We start from the raw sequence: 15,205 nt of genomic DNA on the forward strand, positions 1-15,205 counted from the left end.
GCAGCCACGGGCCTCCCGTCCGTCAGGTGGTCACCCGGAGGCGCGTTTACCGCGTCCGAGCGCCATCTCGCGACGGGCGCGTTCGAGTGCGAGCGCCGACCCGGCGTCCGGGTCGGCGAGCAGTCGTTCGGTCTCGTCGACGTGCGCGCGGACGGCCTCACCGCGACGATCGGACGCGTCTGCCAGGACGGGGGCGACGACGTCCTCGCCGAGCGAGACCAGCGCACGGCTCAGCGCGAGTCGGGTCTCCCGGTCATCCTGACCGAGTTCGCGGGCGAGGCGTCGGGCGAGGGCGGGACCCTCCTCGGCCGGAGCGAGCAGGACGGCCGCGCGCCAGGCCGTCCGACGCACACCGGGGTCGTCGTCGCCGAGCCGGTCGGCCACCTCGGGGTACACCGACCCGTCGCGGATCTTCGACAGGGTGTGGAGCGCCTGCGAGCGAGCCTGCGCCTCCGGACGGTGCAGCTCGTGCGTCAGCCGGGGCACGACGGTCTCCGCCGGCAGCCTGACGAGCGCCCAGGTCAGGGCCTCGCGCACCTGCAGGTCCGGCTCGACGGCACAGCGTTCGACGAGCACCTCGAGGTCGGACGGCCTCGCCTCGGTGCCGGCGGCCATCACGGCACGGAGTCGGACGGACGAGCGGGGGTCGGTGAGGTCGTCGGCGAGGGTGGTCATCCCCTCATGCAACACCGGGTACCCGCTGGTCACGTGCACGGAGCCGGGGCATAGCGTGGACGAGACCCGTACCGCACCGGAAGGACTCCCCATGCCCCGCATCGGAACCAGTGACCTGCACGTGTTCCCCCTCGCCCTCGGCGGCAACGTCTTCGGCTGGACCGCCGACGAGCAGACCTCGCACCGGGTGCTCGACGCGTACACCTCGGCCGGCGGCGACTTCGTCGACACCGCGGACGTCTACTCCGCGTGGGCGCCGGGCAACGAGGGCGGCGAGTCGGAGCGCGTCATCGGCTCGTGGCTCCGCGCCTCCGGGAAGCGCGACGACGTCGTGGTCGCGACGAAGGTCTCGCAGCACCCGCAGTACAGCGGCCTGTCCGCGTCGAACGTCGCTGCGGCTGCCCGCGCGAGCCTCGAGCGGCTGGGCACCGACCGGATCGACCTGTACTACGCGCACTTCGACGACCAGGACACCCCGCTCGAGGAGACCGTCCGCGCGTTCGACCAGCTCGTGCAGGAGGGCCTCGTCCGGTACACGGCGATCTCGAACTACTCGCGTCCGCGTGCCGAGGAGTGGATCCGCATCGCCAAGGAGAACGGGCTGGCGCTGCCCGTCGCGATCCAGCCGCACTACAACCTCGTCACCCGTGAGCCCTACGAGTCGGACATCGCCCCGCTCGCAGCGTCCGAGGGCCTGGGGGTCGTGCCCTACTTCGCCCTCGCCGCCGGGTTCCTGACCGGGAAGTACCGCACGAAGGACGACTTCGCCGGCAAGGACCGCGAGGGGCAGGTGTCGGGCTACTTCTCGGACGAGGGACTGGCCGTGGTCGACGCGCTCTCCCGCATCGCCGAGGCGCACGAGGCCGAGATCGCATCGGTCGCCCTCGCCTGGCTGCAGGCCCAGCCGGACGTCGTCGCACCGATCGCGAGCGCGCGGAACATGGAGCAGCTGCCGGCGCTCCTGGCGTCCGCGGACCTCGAGCTGGGCGCCGAGGAGCTCCGCACCCTGGACGAGGCGTCCGCGCGGGTCCCCGCCGCGTCCTGACCGGCGCCGCCCACCCCGCCCTACGCCCCCGCGCCCGCGGCCCTGCGGCGCGGCTACCCTCGCGAAACGCAACGTCGGCGGTTGCTCGCAGCGGTACAACGCTGCGAGGAACCGCCGACGTTGCGTCTTGCGGAGAGGGGATCGGGTCAGGTGCCGCTCGGGGCGAGCGAGCCCGTCAACGGCTGGCCGCTCGAGCGCGTCGCGAAGCACGAGATGAAGGTGTTGCCGCGGTCCCAGGTCTCCTGGTCGGGCGCGTAGGTGCCCTGCACCTGCACGTCGCCGTACCGCGCCGCCGCCGCGGTGTCGACTGCCTGGGCGGTCTGGCACACCTGAGCCGCCTGCGCCGCCAGGTCGTCCGGCCCCGGCCACGCTCCGGCCTCGACCTGGATCCGGGCGGTCAGCTGCCCGGCGTGCGCTGCTGCGCAGTCGACCACCGTGAAGGACTGCGCCCAGGCGTCGGTGAACGGCGACAGGCACTCACCGCCGGCGAGCTCGTTCCAGGCGTGCTCACCCGGGGCGGCCTGGGTGGTCGCGAACTGCAGCGGCGGTGCGGGGGCCGCGGCGGCCTCGGTTGACTGCTCGTCCGAGGGCTCGTCCGAGGGAGCGGCCGACGCAGCGGCGGACGACGCGCTCGCCGCGGGAGCGCTCTCCTCGCTGATGGAGTTCCCGAGGATCCAGCGGGTGAGCCCGAAGACCGCCACGAGCAGCACCACGATGAGCACGACGGCGCCGATCACGAGCAACTGCTTGCCGCGCTTGCCCTCGCCCGCGAGCCGACCGAAGCCCTCGTTGATGAAGTTGTCCCGTCCGCCGCCGTCGCCGGGAGCCGTGCTCCCCGAGGCGGTGCGGTCGGGAGCCGTCCCAGGGGTTGCTGCGCGTGCACCGGGCGTCCCGTCACGACCGGGAGCGCCGGCCGGAGCGGCGACCGCGGGCATCATGCGCGTCCCCGAGTCCTCGGGGTCGTACCCGGTGTCGCCGAGCTGCCCGACCGCAGCCGTGCCGAACAGGTCCTTGATGACGCTCGTGTCGCTCGTCTCGCGGCCGTCCCACTCGTCCTGGTCGAGGTCGTCCGGTGCAGCGGCGGGCAGGCGCTCGACGGGGTGCTCGTCGTACCGCTCGTCGTGGACGTCGTCCTCGTCGCGGCGGTCGCGGCGGTCGCTGCGGGCGTCGCGATCGCCGGCCAGCCCCCGGAGGTCCTGGCCGACGGACGGCGGGAGGTGCGCCGGGTACGCAGCGGTGGCGTCCGACGACGCCGGTTCGATCAGCGGCGGCGCCGCGGTCGGCGGCACGGTGGCGTCGGGCTCCGCCCACCAGGGGGTCGCCGCTGCGGCGACGGGCATCGGCGCGTCCGCAGCGGAGTCGTCACGTCCGACACCGCCCACGGCCGGCACCGCCGTCGTCCGTGCATCGTCGTCGCGGTGTTCGCGGTCGCCCCGGTCGTCGTCCTGCACCGACGGCAGCGCCGTCGTCCGTGCCACGTCGTCGTCCTTCGCATCCGCCGGGGCCGACGTCGGCACCGGAGCGGGTACCGGCAGCGGTGCCGGCACCGGCGCCGCGAGCAGCCCGCTCGGGAGCCCACCGGCAGGCGTGTCGACCTCGCCCGCGACCACGTCGTCGTCCGCCTCGTCCGCGAGCGACCACGACCCCGCCCCGAGTGCCGTGGTGTCGAACCTGTCGGTCGTCAGCGTCGTCGGGACCTCGCCGGTCTCGTCGTCCCGGATCGCCCAGTCGAACGGCCGTTCCGTCGCGCCGGCCGGGGCAGCGTCACCCGCTCCCTGCAGGCGCAGCAGCTCGGTGAAGCTCGGCGGCTCGTTCGTGGGTGCCGGCGCGGGCGGCAGGACGTTCTCGACCCCGAGCGGCTGCGCGACCGGCCCGGTCGGCGTCGGCGCGGGCGTTCCCGGCTGCGACCCGGTGACCCGCCCGAGCCAGTCGACGTCGCTGCGCCCCTGGCCGAACGGGTCGGCACGTCGTCGCTCGTCGTCGACGGCGCGGTTCTCGGCAGCGCGCTCATCCCGGTGGCGCATCGCGGTCGGCAGCGAGATCGAGGACGGGTGCGAGACCGTGCTCGTCGGCGGCACCGGCGCAGCGGGCGGGATGCGGTCCCCGAGCGTCTCGCGCTCGTGCTCGACCGTCGCCTGCGGGTTCTCCGACGGCTCGCGGAGCTCGTCGCCCATGTGGATCGCCTGGGTCGCCCCGGCATCCTCGTCGGACTCGGATCCGGCCCCAGCGCCGGACGTGGACCCCGGCCCGGACCCGGCCTCACGGTCGCCGACGAGCGGCGCCGGCACGACCGGCGCCGGCACGACCGGTGCGGGATCGACCGGTGCGGGATCGACGGCCTCCGGCTCGAACGGCTCCGGCAGCGGCGCGCCGGTCTCACGAGCAGCCCGCTCCGCCTCGCGCCGCTCGCGGCGCGAGGGCCACTCGTCGGCGCCGCGCGGCGCACCGAAGATATCGGCGGCACTGCGGAGACCGCGGAACGGAGCGTCCGAGCCGGACGCGCGCAGGGCCTCCCGGTCGTCCGCCCCTTCTGTCGGGCCGGACGGACGGTCGGGATCGCGCGCGTCGTCCGGACGCTCCCCGGTCACGCGCTCAGCCCCAGGTCGGCCAGTCCGATCGCGGCGAAGTAGGGGTAGCCGGCCGCCTCGATCCGCTCCTTCGCGCCGGTGTCGCGGTCGACGACGACGGCCACTGCGGCGATGATCGCGCCCTCGCGCTCGAGCGCCTCCGCGGCCTTGAGCGGCGAGCCGCCCGTCGTGGAGGTGTCCTCGAGCACGACGACGCGCTTGCCGCGGACGTCCGGACCCTCGACCTGGCGGCCGCGGCCGTGGTCCTTCGGCTCCTTGCGCACGACGAACGCGTCGTAGGAGAGTCCGCGCGCCGCGGCCTGGTGCAGCACGGCACTCGCGATCGGGTCGGCGCCCATGGTGAGGCCACCGACGGCGTCGACGTCCGGCACCTGCTGCAGCAGGTCCGTCATCACCTGGCCGATGAGCGGAGCGACCCGGTGGTCGAGGCTCACCTTGCGCAGGTCGATGTAGTACGACGCCTGCTTGCCGCTGGTGAGCGTGAAGTCGCCGTGGAACACCGCGTCTGCGGAGATGTGCTGGATCAGCTGGTCGCGCGTGTCGGTCACAGCCCACAAGGGTAGTCGCTCGGCCCCGGAACGCCATCGCCAGGCGGCGTCACGGCTCGCTCGGTACGCTCCGCTCATGTCACCCGTCGCGCCCGGCCCGTCCGGCCGCGCTGCGGTCCCGGAGCCGGTCGCGATCGCTCCGGCGGGTCCGCCGTCGCGCCGCCGGTGGGTCGCGTCCGGCCAGGAGGCACTGGGCGCCGCCGTCGCGCTCGCCCTGGCCGTCATCGCCCTCGGCCACGTCCTGGTCACCGAGCGGGTCGCCCTGCTCTGGTACGACGGCGACTCCGTCCTGCTGCCGCTCGTCGAACGGTCGATCCGGCTCGGGCAGCCGTTCGATTGGGCGATGTCACCGGCCCTGTTCTTCTTCCCCGAGCTGCCCGTCTACCTGCTCTGCTCCCTCGTCACCGCGACCCCGCAGCAGGCGCTGGCGCTGAACGGCGTGCTCGTGCTGCTCGCCGTGTACGCGCTGGTGCGGGCGGCGGCGAACGAGCTCATGCCGGCCGCACGCCGGTCGGCCAGGATCGCGGTGTCCGCCGTCGCGCTCGGGTTCGTGACCGCGATCGTGCTCACGGAGTACACGGCAACTGCGACCTCGCTCGAACTCGGATCACTCCTCCTGACGACGACCTACTACTACGGCGCTGTGCTCGCCATGCTCGGCACCGCGGTCCTGGTGCTCCGCGCGGTCCGGACCGGCCGCGCCTCCGTCGTCGTCCTCGTCGTGACCGGCCTCGTCGCCGCGTGCACCACGGCGTCGAACCCGTTGTACGTCCCGTGGTCGGCGGCGCCCGTCGTCGTGACCCTCGTGCTGCTCTCGCTCGCGCGACGCGTCCCCTGGCGTCCGACCGGGTGGATGTCCGCCGTCCTCGTCGCCGGTTCCGTCGTCGGGTACCTGCTCCGGATCCCGCTCGCCCCGTTCGTGTCGCTCGACCCGTCGACCTACGTGCACCCGGAGCAGGCGGGCCGGACGCTCGCCTTCTTCGCGGCGCTGACCGACGACCGCGCCGGGTCGGCCCGTGGCGACGCCGAGCTGCTGCTGCTCTTCGCGGGCGTGGTGCTGGCCGTCGGCGGCACGGTCTGGGCTTGGCGGGTGCGGACCGCGCGGACCGTGCTCGTCGCGACCGTGCTGCCGCTCGTGACGGTCGTGGCGGTGTCCGTCGGGGTGGTCGTCGCCGGGTCGGAGACACCGCGGTACCTCGAGCCGATCGTGACCGCACCGCTCCTGGCGCTCGTCGCCGTCGCCGAGCTCGTGCGCTCCGCCGTCCGTCGGACCCGGGTGCACCGGCCGCGCCGCGGCGTGCAGCTCGCCGCGGCGATCGCCGCGGCGGTGGTCCTGCTGGGTGGGGCGGCCGTCGCCCCGACCACGGTCAGCACCGTCGCGACGGCCCGGTACGCGCCGGCGGACTGCCTGGACCGCTGGGCGGACGGACGGCAGGTCACCGGCGTCGGGCAGTTCTGGACCGTCCGGCCCCTGGCGGCGTACGCGTCCGACGACGTCGAGCTCCTGCAGGTCCGGGACACGTTCGAGACCTACCCGTGGCTCGTCGACCTCGGCGCCTACCGGGACGCCAGACCGACCTTCGTGGTGATCGGTGCCAACGACGTCTGGACGACCGCGGTCGAGGACTCGCTCGGGGCGCCGGCGACCATCACGCACTGCACCGGGTTCGACGTCTACGACTACGCGGGCACGGTCGGGGCGGCCGTCCTGCAGCGCGACGTGGTCGGCAGCGCGGACGCCATCCGTCGCGAGCGGGGCTTCTGAGGCGCGGTCGCGGCCCGCGATGCCGTCGGGAGTTCTCCACAGGCGGCGCGGCGGCGTGTCGCGCCGGCTGTACGGATGTATAGGCTCGACCCCGTGACTCGTCCCACAAGCCACCGCGTCCCGCGCCCCGCCCTCCGTCTCCGCATCGCCGCCACCGGCCTGGCCCTCGCCGGCCTGCTCGCGACGGTGCTCGTCGACGCGCCGAGCGCGAGCGCCGCGAAGTACCCCTCGTGGGACGAGGTCATGGCGGCCCGGGGGCAGGAGTCCGCGAAGCAGGAGCAGATCACGAAGATCCGCGGGGTCATCTCCGGGCTGTCGGACCAGGTGCAGGAAGCCGAGGCCGAGGCGAAGCGCCTCGGTGACGACTTCTTCGACGCGCAGAGCGAAGCGCAGGAAGCCGCGGCCACCGAGCAGAAGCTCCGTGCCGAGGCCGACGAGCACGCCGAGATCGCCGAGCGCAGCGCGTCGCAGGCGGGGCAGTTCGCGGCGCAGATGGCGCGGCACGGTGGCGCCGACGTGACGGCGTCGGTCCTGGCCGAGGGCGAGGACGCCCGCGACCTGCTGTACGACCTCGGCGCCCTGAGCAAGCTGTCGGAGCAGGCCGAGCGGGTCGAGGCAGCGGCGAGCGCCGACGCCTCGGTCGCCCGGTCGCTGACCGCGCAGGCCGACCGCGCGTCGAAGGCGCTCGACGAGCTCGCGGCCGAGGCCGAGCGCAAGATGCAGGCGGCCCAGGCAGCCGCCGACAAGGTCCAGGCCGCGTACGACGAGCAGCAGGAGAACAAGGCGCGGCTCGACGCCCAGCTCGCGACCCTGACCTCGGGGCGTGTGCGCACCGAGGCCGAGTTCGCCGAGGGTGAGAAGGTCCGCAAGGCGGCTGAGGAGAAGGCCCGGCAGGAGGCCGAGGCCGCACGGCAGCGCGAAGCCCAGCGGCTGGCCGACGCACAGGCGGCGGCAGCGAACCGCGGTGGCGGTGGCGGCGGCGGTGCGCCCGCTCCGGCTGCCGGCGGTGGCGGCGGGGGCGGCGGGGTCGGTTCCGGCTCCGGCACCGGCTGGGTGCGCCCCGGCGGTGGCTACGTCATCAGCCCGTACGGGTACCGCGTGCACCCGATCACCGGTCGCGTCACGAAGCACGACGGACTCGACCTGACGAGCGGCTGCTCGACGGCGATCGTCGCGGCCTCGTCCGGCACGGTCGAGTACGTCGGCTGGTACGGCGGGTACGGCAACTACGTCCGCATCAACCACGGCGGCGGTGTCTCGACCGCGTACGGCCACATCGTGAACGGTGGCTTCCGGGTCTCCCCCGGCCAGCGGGTCTCGGCGGGGCAGCTCATCGCCCTGGTCGGCTCGACGGGCAACTCGACCGGCTGCCACCTGCACTACGAGGTCCACATCAACGGCGCCACGATCGACCCGGCTCCGTTCATGGCGGCGCGGGGCGTTCGCCTCTAGTCCGGAGCGCACGGCGGGCGGCGCACGTCGGCGCTGCACGGTGGGCGGCGCGCGTCACGCCGCGACTCCGACATCGCACCTGTCGATCGACGGGTGCGATGTCGCACACCCGGCCAGAATCGTCGGGCCAGCGGCGTCGGGCCGGACGCGCCGGGTGTCAGCTCCTGGTCCGGCGCGAGCGGCGTGCCAGCCGTCACCGGTAGGTTCGATCCCATGCGCGTGGCGACCTGGAACGTGAACTCCGTCCGCACCCGAGTGGGCCGGATCGTCGACTGGCTGGTGCGCGAGGACGTCGACGTCCTCGGCATGCAGGAGATCAAGTGCAAGCCGGAGCAGTTCCCGGTCGAGGCGTTCGAGGCGGCCGGCTACCAGGTCGAGGCGCACGGGCTGAACCAGTGGAACGGCGTCGCGTTCGCCAGTCGCCTGCCGATGGAGGACGTCACCCGCGACTTCCCCGGTCAGCCCGGCTTCCTCAAGGGCCACGAGGGGCCGGACCTGCCGGTCGAGGCACGGGCGATGGGCGTCACCGTCGACGGTGTCCGGCTGTGGAGCCTCTACGTCCCGAACGGCCGGGAGCTCGGTGACCCGCACTACACGTACAAGCTCGACTGGCTCGCACAGCTGGCCGACCGCACGACCGAGTGGCTCGACGCCGAACCGGACACCCCGCTCGCGCTGATGGGCGACTGGAACGTCGCGCCGCTCGACCAGGACGTCTGGGACCTCCGGGTGTTCGAGGGCGCCACGCACGTCAGCGAGCCGGAGCGTGCGGCGTTCCGCGAGTTCGAGACCCGCGGGCTGCAGGACGTCGTCCGCCCCCTCGTGCCCGAGGGCTACACCTACTGGGACTACAAGTCGCTCCGCTTCCCGCGCAACGAGGGCATGCGGATCGACTTCGTGCTCGGGTCGCAGGCGTTCGCGGACGTCACCGTCGGCGCCACGATCCACCGCGACGAGCGCAAGGGCGACGCCCCGAGCGACCACGTCCCGGTGTCGGTCGACCTCGACCTCGAGACCTCGCTCGACGACGATCGTCCGATGATCTTCTGACGCCGGCCCGGTCCCGGCCGACAGCCGGCGCCGCGCCCGCGATCTCCGAGCGCGCCCGCGCCCGCGATCTCCGAGCGCGCCCGCCGCTGACGTCCCCGAGCGCGCCCGTACCTGTCGTCTCCGAGCGCGCCCGTCCCTGTCGTCCCCGAGCGCGCTCGAGGCCACCCTGTGCCCGCTCGGACCACCGCGAGCGTGCACGACGTGCCGCGCGGTGGTCACCGACCGGGCTCGATCGGTCGGCCGACCCCGCTGACCGTGACAGGAATGGCCCGGTCGACATCGGCAGGCCCCGGCAGGGCACGCCCCGGCATCCCGCGGTCGGCGCGCCCGCGCGCTAGGGGTGCAGGAGCGCGGCGATGACGACCAGGACCGGGACGGCGCCGATCGTCGAGACGAGCACCACGTCGCGCGCCACCGGGACGGCCGCCTGGTAGCGCTGGGCGTAGTTGAACACGTTCTGGGCCGCCGGCAGCGCCCCCAGGGTGGTGAGGACGAAGACGTCCTGGTCGTCGAGCCCGAAGACGAACCGGGCGACGACGTACGCCACCGCCGGCATGACGAGCAGCTTGAGCGCCGAGGCCACGAGCACGTCCGGTCGTGTGGCACGGTCACGCAGCGGGGTCGCGCCGTGCAGGCTCATGCCGAACGACAGCAGCACCACGGGCACCGCAGCAGCACCGACCAACGAGAACGGTTCGAGCACGGGCGCCGGCAGCTCGAGGCGGAGCGCGGAGCACACGAGCCCGACGAGCGAGGCGATGATGATCGGGTTCCGGAAGGGTCCGACGACTCGGGACCGCCAGCCGCCACCGCCCGCCGTCGCCGCGTCGAGGACCGTCAGGGCGAGCGGGGCCAGCACGACGAGCTGCAGCAGGATGACCGGGACGACCGCGGTTGCCTGGCCGAGGACGTACACCGCGACCGGCAGACCGATGTTGTTCGCGTTCACGTAGCCGGACGCCAGGGCCCCGACCGTGGTCGTGGCGACGGACCGCCGGAGCACCAGGCGGAACACCGCGACGGCGACGAGCCCGACCGTGACGGCGCTGACCAGCGACACCCAGAGCATCGGGGAGAGCAAGGACTCGATGTGCGCCGTGGCGATGGTGTGGAAGAGCAGGCACGGCATGAGCACGAAGAACGCCAGACGGCTCATCACGAACTGCGCGTGCGGACCGAGCAGGCGGACGCGCCCGACCACGTAGCCGGCGGCGATGATCGCGCCGATGATCGCGAACCCCGTCAACACGCCACCCATCGCACCCATCCTCGCAGCCCGACGGCACGGACGGCGACCAGGACGGCAACGCGTGCGGCCGACCGGCGCACATGTGACGTCACTCAGCCGGGAAATGCGTTCGCATCGAATACCGTTGCAGGCACCATGACCTCGACGCCCGACACGCTCTCCCGTTCGACCGACTCCAGCCAGCCCCTCGTGCCGCTGCTCGAGGAGCGCTGGAGCCCGCGCTCCTACGACGACACCGCGACGATGACCGACGCCCAGCTCGACGCCGTCCTCGAGGCCGCTCGCTGGGCCGCGTCCGCGATGAACCACCAGCCGCGCCGCTTCGTCGCCGGCCGCCGCGGCACGGACACGTTCGCGAAGATCAACGACAACCTGCTCGGCTTCAACGCCGCGTGGGCCTTCCGTGCCAGTGCCCTGGTGGTCGGCATCCTCGAGACCACGACCGAGGACGGCGACGAGCGCCCCTTCGCACAGTACGACCTCGGCCAGTCCCTCACCGCGCTGACCGTCCAAGCGCACGCCGAGGGCCTCCACGTGCACCAGATGGCCGGCATCGACGCCGAGGGCCTCCGCGCCGCCTTCGACCTGCCCGAGCGCTTCCTCCCCTACACCGTGACCGCGATCGGCACCGTGGCAGACCCGTCGCAGCTCGACGAGAAGGCCGCCGAGCGCGAGGTCGCTCCGCGCACCCGCCTGCCCCTCGACGAGGTCGTCCTCGTCAAGGAGTAGCGACGACGCGCAGCAGCGCACGACGACGCGCACCGCTCCACGACGACGCGCGGCACCGCACCACGACGGCCGGGACCCCGCTGCCCACCGGGCCTGACAGAATCGGTGTCATGACCACGCCCCGCCTCGTCGCCTTCGACCTCGACGACACCCTCGCGCCGTCGAAGTCCCCGCTCGACCCGCGCATGCTCGAGACGTTCGCCGCGCTGCTCGCCACCGTGCCCGTCGCGGTGATCTCGGGCGGCAACTTCCAGCAGTTCGAGCAGCAGCTCGTGCACCCGCTCCGCGAGCGCGAGGGCCTCGTGCTCGACGACCTGCACCTGCTCCCGACGTGCGGTACGGCGTACTACCGCTGGTCCGGGTCGGACTGGGCCCTGCAGTACGCCGAGGACCTGACGGACGACGAGAAGGCCCGTGCCCTCGCGGCGGTCGAGTCGCAGGCGAAGGCCGCCGGCTACTGGGAGTCGGAGACCTGGGGCGAGATCCTCGAGGACCGCGGCTCGCAGATCACGTTCTCGGCGCTCGGCCAGTCCGCCCCGGTGGACGTCAAGAAGCGCTGGGACCCGACCGGCGAGAAGAAGGACCACCTGCGTCGGCTCGTCCAGGCGGAGCTCCCGGACCTCGAGGTCCGGTCCGGCGGGTCGACCAGCGTCGACATCACCCGGAAGGGCATCGACAAGGCGTACGGCATGCGTCGCCTCGCCGAGCTGTCGGGCATCCCGCTCGACGACATGCTGTTCGTCGGCGACCGCCTCGACCCCGAGGGCAACGACTACCCGGTGAAGGCGCTCGGCGTGCCCTGCCACGCGGTGGAGGGCTGGGAGGACACCGACGCGTTCCTCACGGACCTGATCCCCACCCTGCGCTGACGCGCACACGGACGGACGGGAGGCCCGGTGCCAGCTGGCACCGGGCCTCCCGTCCGTCCCGTGGTGGCGTCAGGCGCGACGTCGCCCGCGGTCAGGCGATGCTGCGGACCGCCTCGACGAAGGAGCGGATCTTCGCGGCGTCCTTGACGCCGCGCTCCGACTCGACGCCGCTCGAGACGTCGACGCCGTCCGGGTCGAGCGCCTGCACGGCGGCGACGACGTTCGCGGGCGTCAGACCGCCCGCGAGGATCCAGGCCTCGTCGACCCGATCGGCGAGCGTCGCCGGGTCGACCAGCGTGCCGCTGCCGGGCACCGCGGCGTCGAGCAGCAGCAGGTCGTGGTCGAACGCCGCGCGCTGCTCGGCGGTCTCGCGCAGGTAGTCGTCGGCGGACACCGCGCGGATGGTGAAGAAGCCCGCGTCGCGGGCACGGGCGAAGTCGCTGGCCGACTCGCGGCCGTGCAGCTGCAGGGTGGTGAGCCCGACCTCGGACGCGATGCCCACGACCTCGTCGATCGGCTGGTCACGGAAGACCCCGACGGCGTCGATGCCGTCGGGCACCCGCTCGACGAGTTCCTTGGCCAGGTCGGCCGTCACGGTGCGGGGGCTGCCGGCGGCGAACACGAACCCGACCGCGTCCGCACCGGCGTCCACAGCGGCGTCCACGGTCTCGGGCGTCGACAGGCCGCAGATCTTGATCCAGCGCTGGTCGGTCATGGTCCCATCCTGCCAGGGCGGACCGTCGGACGATGCCCTCGATCTGCGCTGCGGACGAACCCGCTCAGTGCAGCGTGCCCGCGACGTACGCTGCCGCACACGCGGCGAGCACACCGAACGTGGCGAACGAGCCGACGAGCACGTTCCGGCGACGCCAGCGGCGCACCGCCGTGAAGGTCCCGCGCTTTGCGTGCTTGTGCGCCGCGCGGTGCAGCTTGTGGTCACGCTTGTGCTTCGTGCGGTCCGGCCCGAGCGGCACGGGACCGGTGATCTGCGTCGACCCGCCGCGCAACGCGTTCGCGACGGCCACGGCCGTCGGGCGCTTCGCCGGGTCGCGGTGCGTCATCTTGGCGAGCAGGTCCTTCCACTCGACACCCACTTCCGCGGGGACCTGCGGGTCGTTGCGGAGCCGCGCGAGGGCCGCCTCGATGAGGGTGCCGGAGTACTCCTGCTTGCCGGTCAGCGACTCGAGCAGCACCAGACCGAGCGAGTACACGTCGGTCGCGAAGCCGATCGGCTCACCGGCCACCTGTTCCGGGCTGAGGTACGCGGCCGTACCGATGATCGTGCCGTCGTTCGTCAGGCGGGAGCCGTCGACGAAGTGGGCGACGCCGAAGTCGGTGAGCTTGACCGAGCGGACGAAGCCGGATGCGCCCTCGTCGTTGATGAGGATGTTCGCCGGCTTGACGTCACGGTGCACGATGCCGCGCGAGTGCACGTAGGCCAGGGCGTCGGCGAGCTGTGCGCCGAGGTCGGCGACCTCGTAGTTGTGCAGCGCACCGCCGGCGAGCCGACGGAGCAGCGTCGTGTCGGCGATGAGCTCCATCACGATGAAGCGGTGCGGGCCGTCCTCGAACTCGTGGGTCCCGGCGTCGTAGAGCGGGACGAGGCCCGGGTGCGAGAGCATGCTGAGCAGGCGGATCTCGCGTTCCTGACGGACGCGGTCGGCCGTGGTCATCGAGTCCGGTGTCGCGAACAGCTTCACGGCGACGAGCCGGTAGGTGTGCTCGTCGCGGGCCTCGTACACGGACCCCATGCCACCGGTACCGATGAGCTTGACGAGCCGGTAGCGGCCGGAGAGGACCGTGTCGGCTCGTGCGCTGTCGACCAGGGTCATGGTGCACGTCGTTCCGTCTGGAGCCATCGGGGACCGCGGCACACGCCGCGAACTGACTCGCCGTCAACGGTACGCGTCCCACCTCGATCCCGCAGGGGCGTTACGACATCGTGATGGGGGACAGATGCCCGTGGATCCGCGGATCTGCGGGGGTACGGTCCGGAGTCACGGAACCACACCCACTACGCAAGGAGGACATCGTGGCGCTGTCGAAGGGCGACGAGGTGCACTGGAACACCTCGCAGGGCAAGACGACCGGCAAGCTCGTCGAGAAGAAGACGAAGGACTTCACGTTCGACGGTCAGGACTTCAAGCCGACGGACGACGACCCGTACTGGATCATCGAGTCGGAGAAGTCCGGCAACAAGGCCGCCCACAAGGAGTCGGCACTCACGAAGAAGTGACCGGTCAGTCGTTCGCGGGCGTCGCACGGCGGCGTCCGCGGGCGGCTCCGGTCGTCGCGCCGTCCTGCGCCGCCGCACGCTGCTCGGCCCGCTCGGCACGGACGCGGCGGATGCGCCGGACCACGAACGTCACGACGACGACCGCGATCGCCACGTAGAGCACGCGGTCGATCCACTCGGTGTACTGCTCGACCTTGTCGTACTGCGTGCCGAACGCGGCACCGAGCAGCACGAGCGCGCTGTTCCAGATGCCGCTGGCGATGATCGTGAAGACCGAGAACGGCACGAGGTGCATCCGGTCGGCGCCGGCGGGCAGCGAGATCAGGCTGCGGACGATCGGCACGAAGCGGCCGAAGAAGACCGCGCTCTTGCCGTGCCGGTGGAACCAGTCGGCGGCCTTGCGGAAGTCGTCCTCGTCGACGAGCGGCAGTCGTCCCAGCAGCCGGACGGTCCGTTCGAACCCGATCACCGCGCCGAGCCAGTAGAGCACGAGTGCACCGAGGTACGACCCGAGCGTCGCCAGCACCAGGACGAGGACGAGGTTCATCTGCCCGGCTCCCGCCAGGAACCCCGCGAGGGGCAGGATCACCTCGGACGGGATCGGCGGGAACACCGTCTCGACGAAGAGCATCAGTGCGACGCCCCACTCCCCCAGCGCGTCGATGAGCTGGAGCACGAAGCCCGACAGCCCACCGAGGTCCTCGGTGCCCTCCGGCCGGGAGCCCGCGGCGGTGGTCGTCGCGGGCAGGGTCGGCGGCAGCGTGAGGGCGGTCGTCATGCCCCGAGTCTCCCTGAGTGTCCTGACAGATCACGGTGCACCCGCCCGCGCACGCGCCGGACGCCGGCGTCTCGCGGAGACGCCGGCGTCTCGCCGTCATCGGTGCCGCTCCCGAGACGCCGGCGTCGGACCGAGACGCCTCGTCGTCGCCGAGACGCCTCCACATCCGGCGGCGTCTCGGCGGCGGGGCGGCGTCTCGCGGAGACGCCGGCGTCTCGCAG

Annotated in this window: 14 protein-coding genes; 7 read left to right on the forward strand and 7 right to left on the reverse strand. The window is 73.0% G+C overall.

Translation table 11 applies throughout. The features are described 5' to 3' along the window. Positions 1–30 precede the first annotated feature (30 nt). Complete coding sequence (locus tag M3666_RS00095) at positions 31–675, reverse strand: HEAT repeat domain-containing protein (protein WP_251154123.1); 645 nt, start codon at positions 673–675, stop codon at positions 31–33. Positions 676–766: 91 nt separating this feature from the next. Here M3666_RS00095 and M3666_RS00100 point away from each other — a divergent pair, with 91 nt between their 5' ends. Then, on the forward strand, positions 767–1,720 hold the full coding sequence (locus tag M3666_RS00100; RefSeq protein WP_251154124.1) for an aldo/keto reductase: 954 nt from the start codon (positions 767–769) through the stop codon (positions 1,718–1,720). A 146-nt stretch (positions 1,721–1,866) separates the two neighbouring features. Here M3666_RS00100 and M3666_RS00105 read toward each other — a convergent pair whose 3' ends face one another. Then, complete coding sequence (locus M3666_RS00105; RefSeq protein ID WP_251154125.1) at positions 1,867–4,308, reverse strand: hypothetical protein; 2,442 nt, start codon at positions 4,306–4,308, stop codon at positions 1,867–1,869. Further along, on the reverse strand, positions 4,305–4,856 hold the full coding sequence (gene pyrE / locus M3666_RS00110; protein WP_066652024.1) for an orotate phosphoribosyltransferase: 552 nt from the start codon (positions 4,854–4,856) through the stop codon (positions 4,305–4,307). Before pyrE ends, M3666_RS00105 begins: the two co-directional genes overlap by 4 nt. Before the next feature lie 76 nt (positions 4,857–4,932). On the opposite strand from pyrE, the gene M3666_RS00115 reads away from it, so the two are divergent. The 3 genes from M3666_RS00115 to M3666_RS00125 all read left to right on the forward strand — a co-directional run bounded on the left by M3666_RS00115 (position 4,933) and on the right by M3666_RS00125 (position 9,123). Beyond that, positions 4,933–6,621: a hypothetical protein gene (locus tag M3666_RS00115; RefSeq protein WP_251154126.1), complete on the forward strand. Its 1,689-nt coding sequence runs from the start codon at positions 4,933–4,935 to the stop codon at positions 6,619–6,621. Between the two features lie 93 nt (positions 6,622–6,714). Next, positions 6,715–8,073: a M23 family metallopeptidase gene (locus tag M3666_RS16950; RefSeq protein ID WP_251154127.1), complete on the forward strand. Its 1,359-nt coding sequence runs from the start codon at positions 6,715–6,717 to the stop codon at positions 8,071–8,073. Between the two features lie 213 nt (positions 8,074–8,286). Further along, positions 8,287–9,123, forward strand: coding sequence for an exodeoxyribonuclease III (locus M3666_RS00125; protein WP_066652020.1), 837 nt, complete (start codon positions 8,287–8,289; stop codon positions 9,121–9,123). 334 nt (positions 9,124–9,457) lie between these two features. On the opposite strand, the gene M3666_RS00130 is transcribed toward M3666_RS00125, so the two are convergent. After that, positions 9,458–10,381, reverse strand: a complete 924-nt coding sequence (locus M3666_RS00130) for an AEC family transporter (protein ID WP_066652019.1) — start codon at positions 10,379–10,381, stop codon at positions 9,458–9,460. Positions 10,382–10,507: 126 nt separating this feature from the next. On the opposite strand from M3666_RS00130, the gene M3666_RS00135 reads away from it, so the two are divergent. Beyond that, positions 10,508–11,101, forward strand: a complete 594-nt coding sequence (locus tag M3666_RS00135; protein WP_066652018.1) for a nitroreductase family protein — start codon at positions 10,508–10,510, stop codon at positions 11,099–11,101. Positions 11,102–11,211: 110 nt separating this feature from the next. Continuing rightward, positions 11,212–11,970: an HAD-IIB family hydrolase gene (locus M3666_RS00140; protein WP_251154128.1), complete on the forward strand. Its 759-nt coding sequence runs from the start codon at positions 11,212–11,214 to the stop codon at positions 11,968–11,970. A gap of 91 nt (positions 11,971–12,061) precedes the next feature. Here M3666_RS00140 and M3666_RS00145 read toward each other — a convergent pair whose 3' ends face one another. Next, positions 12,062–12,685, reverse strand: coding sequence for a phosphoribosylanthranilate isomerase (locus M3666_RS00145; RefSeq protein ID WP_251154129.1), 624 nt, complete (start codon positions 12,683–12,685; stop codon positions 12,062–12,064). Between the two features lie 64 nt (positions 12,686–12,749). After that, on the reverse strand, positions 12,750–13,802 hold the full coding sequence (locus M3666_RS00150; RefSeq protein WP_066652012.1) for a serine/threonine-protein kinase: 1,053 nt from the start codon (positions 13,800–13,802) through the stop codon (positions 12,750–12,752). A gap of 200 nt (positions 13,803–14,002) precedes the next feature. On the opposite strand from M3666_RS00150, the gene M3666_RS00155 reads away from it, so the two are divergent. Beyond that, positions 14,003–14,206, forward strand: a complete 204-nt coding sequence (locus M3666_RS00155; RefSeq protein WP_058729617.1) for a DUF2945 domain-containing protein — start codon at positions 14,003–14,005, stop codon at positions 14,204–14,206. A 4-nt stretch (positions 14,207–14,210) separates the two neighbouring features. On the opposite strand, the gene M3666_RS00160 is transcribed toward M3666_RS00155, so the two are convergent. After that, positions 14,211–14,984: a DedA family protein gene (locus M3666_RS00160; RefSeq protein WP_081984594.1), complete on the reverse strand. Its 774-nt coding sequence runs from the start codon at positions 14,982–14,984 to the stop codon at positions 14,211–14,213. Positions 14,985–15,205 lie beyond the last annotated feature (221 nt).

The sequence above is a fragment of the Curtobacterium sp. ODYSSEY 48 V2 genome (assembly GCF_023712625.1).
Classification (GTDB): Bacteria; Actinomycetota; Actinomycetes; order Actinomycetales; family Microbacteriaceae; genus Curtobacterium.

What these genes read in the sequence shown, in the direction of transcription:
- M3666_RS00160 (WP_081984594.1), bottom strand. Translation starts at nt 14,984, where the DNA reads ATGACGACCGCCCTCACGCTGCCGCCGACCCTGCCCGCGACGACCACC.
- M3666_RS00115 (WP_251154126.1), top strand. Translation starts at nt 4,933, where the DNA reads ATGTCACCCGTCGCGCCCGGCCCGTCCGGCCGCGCTGCGGTCCCGGAG.
- M3666_RS00150 (WP_066652012.1), bottom strand. Translation starts at nt 13,802, where the DNA reads ATGACCCTGGTCGACAGCGCACGAGCCGACACGGTCCTCTCCGGCCGC.
- M3666_RS00140 (WP_251154128.1), top strand. Translation starts at nt 11,212, where the DNA reads ATGACCACGCCCCGCCTCGTCGCCTTCGACCTCGACGACACCCTCGCG.
- M3666_RS00100 (WP_251154124.1), top strand. Translation starts at nt 767, where the DNA reads ATGCCCCGCATCGGAACCAGTGACCTGCACGTGTTCCCCCTCGCCCTC.
- M3666_RS00095 (WP_251154123.1), bottom strand. Translation starts at nt 675, where the DNA reads ATGACCACCCTCGCCGACGACCTCACCGACCCCCGCTCGTCCGTCCGA.
- M3666_RS00130 (WP_066652019.1), bottom strand. Translation starts at nt 10,381, where the DNA reads ATGGGTGGCGTGTTGACGGGGTTCGCGATCATCGGCGCGATCATCGCC.
- M3666_RS00125 (WP_066652020.1), top strand. Translation starts at nt 8,287, where the DNA reads ATGCGCGTGGCGACCTGGAACGTGAACTCCGTCCGCACCCGAGTGGGC.
- M3666_RS00145 (WP_251154129.1), bottom strand. Translation starts at nt 12,685, where the DNA reads ATGACCGACCAGCGCTGGATCAAGATCTGCGGCCTGTCGACGCCCGAG.
- M3666_RS00135 (WP_066652018.1), top strand. Translation starts at nt 10,508, where the DNA reads ATGACCTCGACGCCCGACACGCTCTCCCGTTCGACCGACTCCAGCCAG.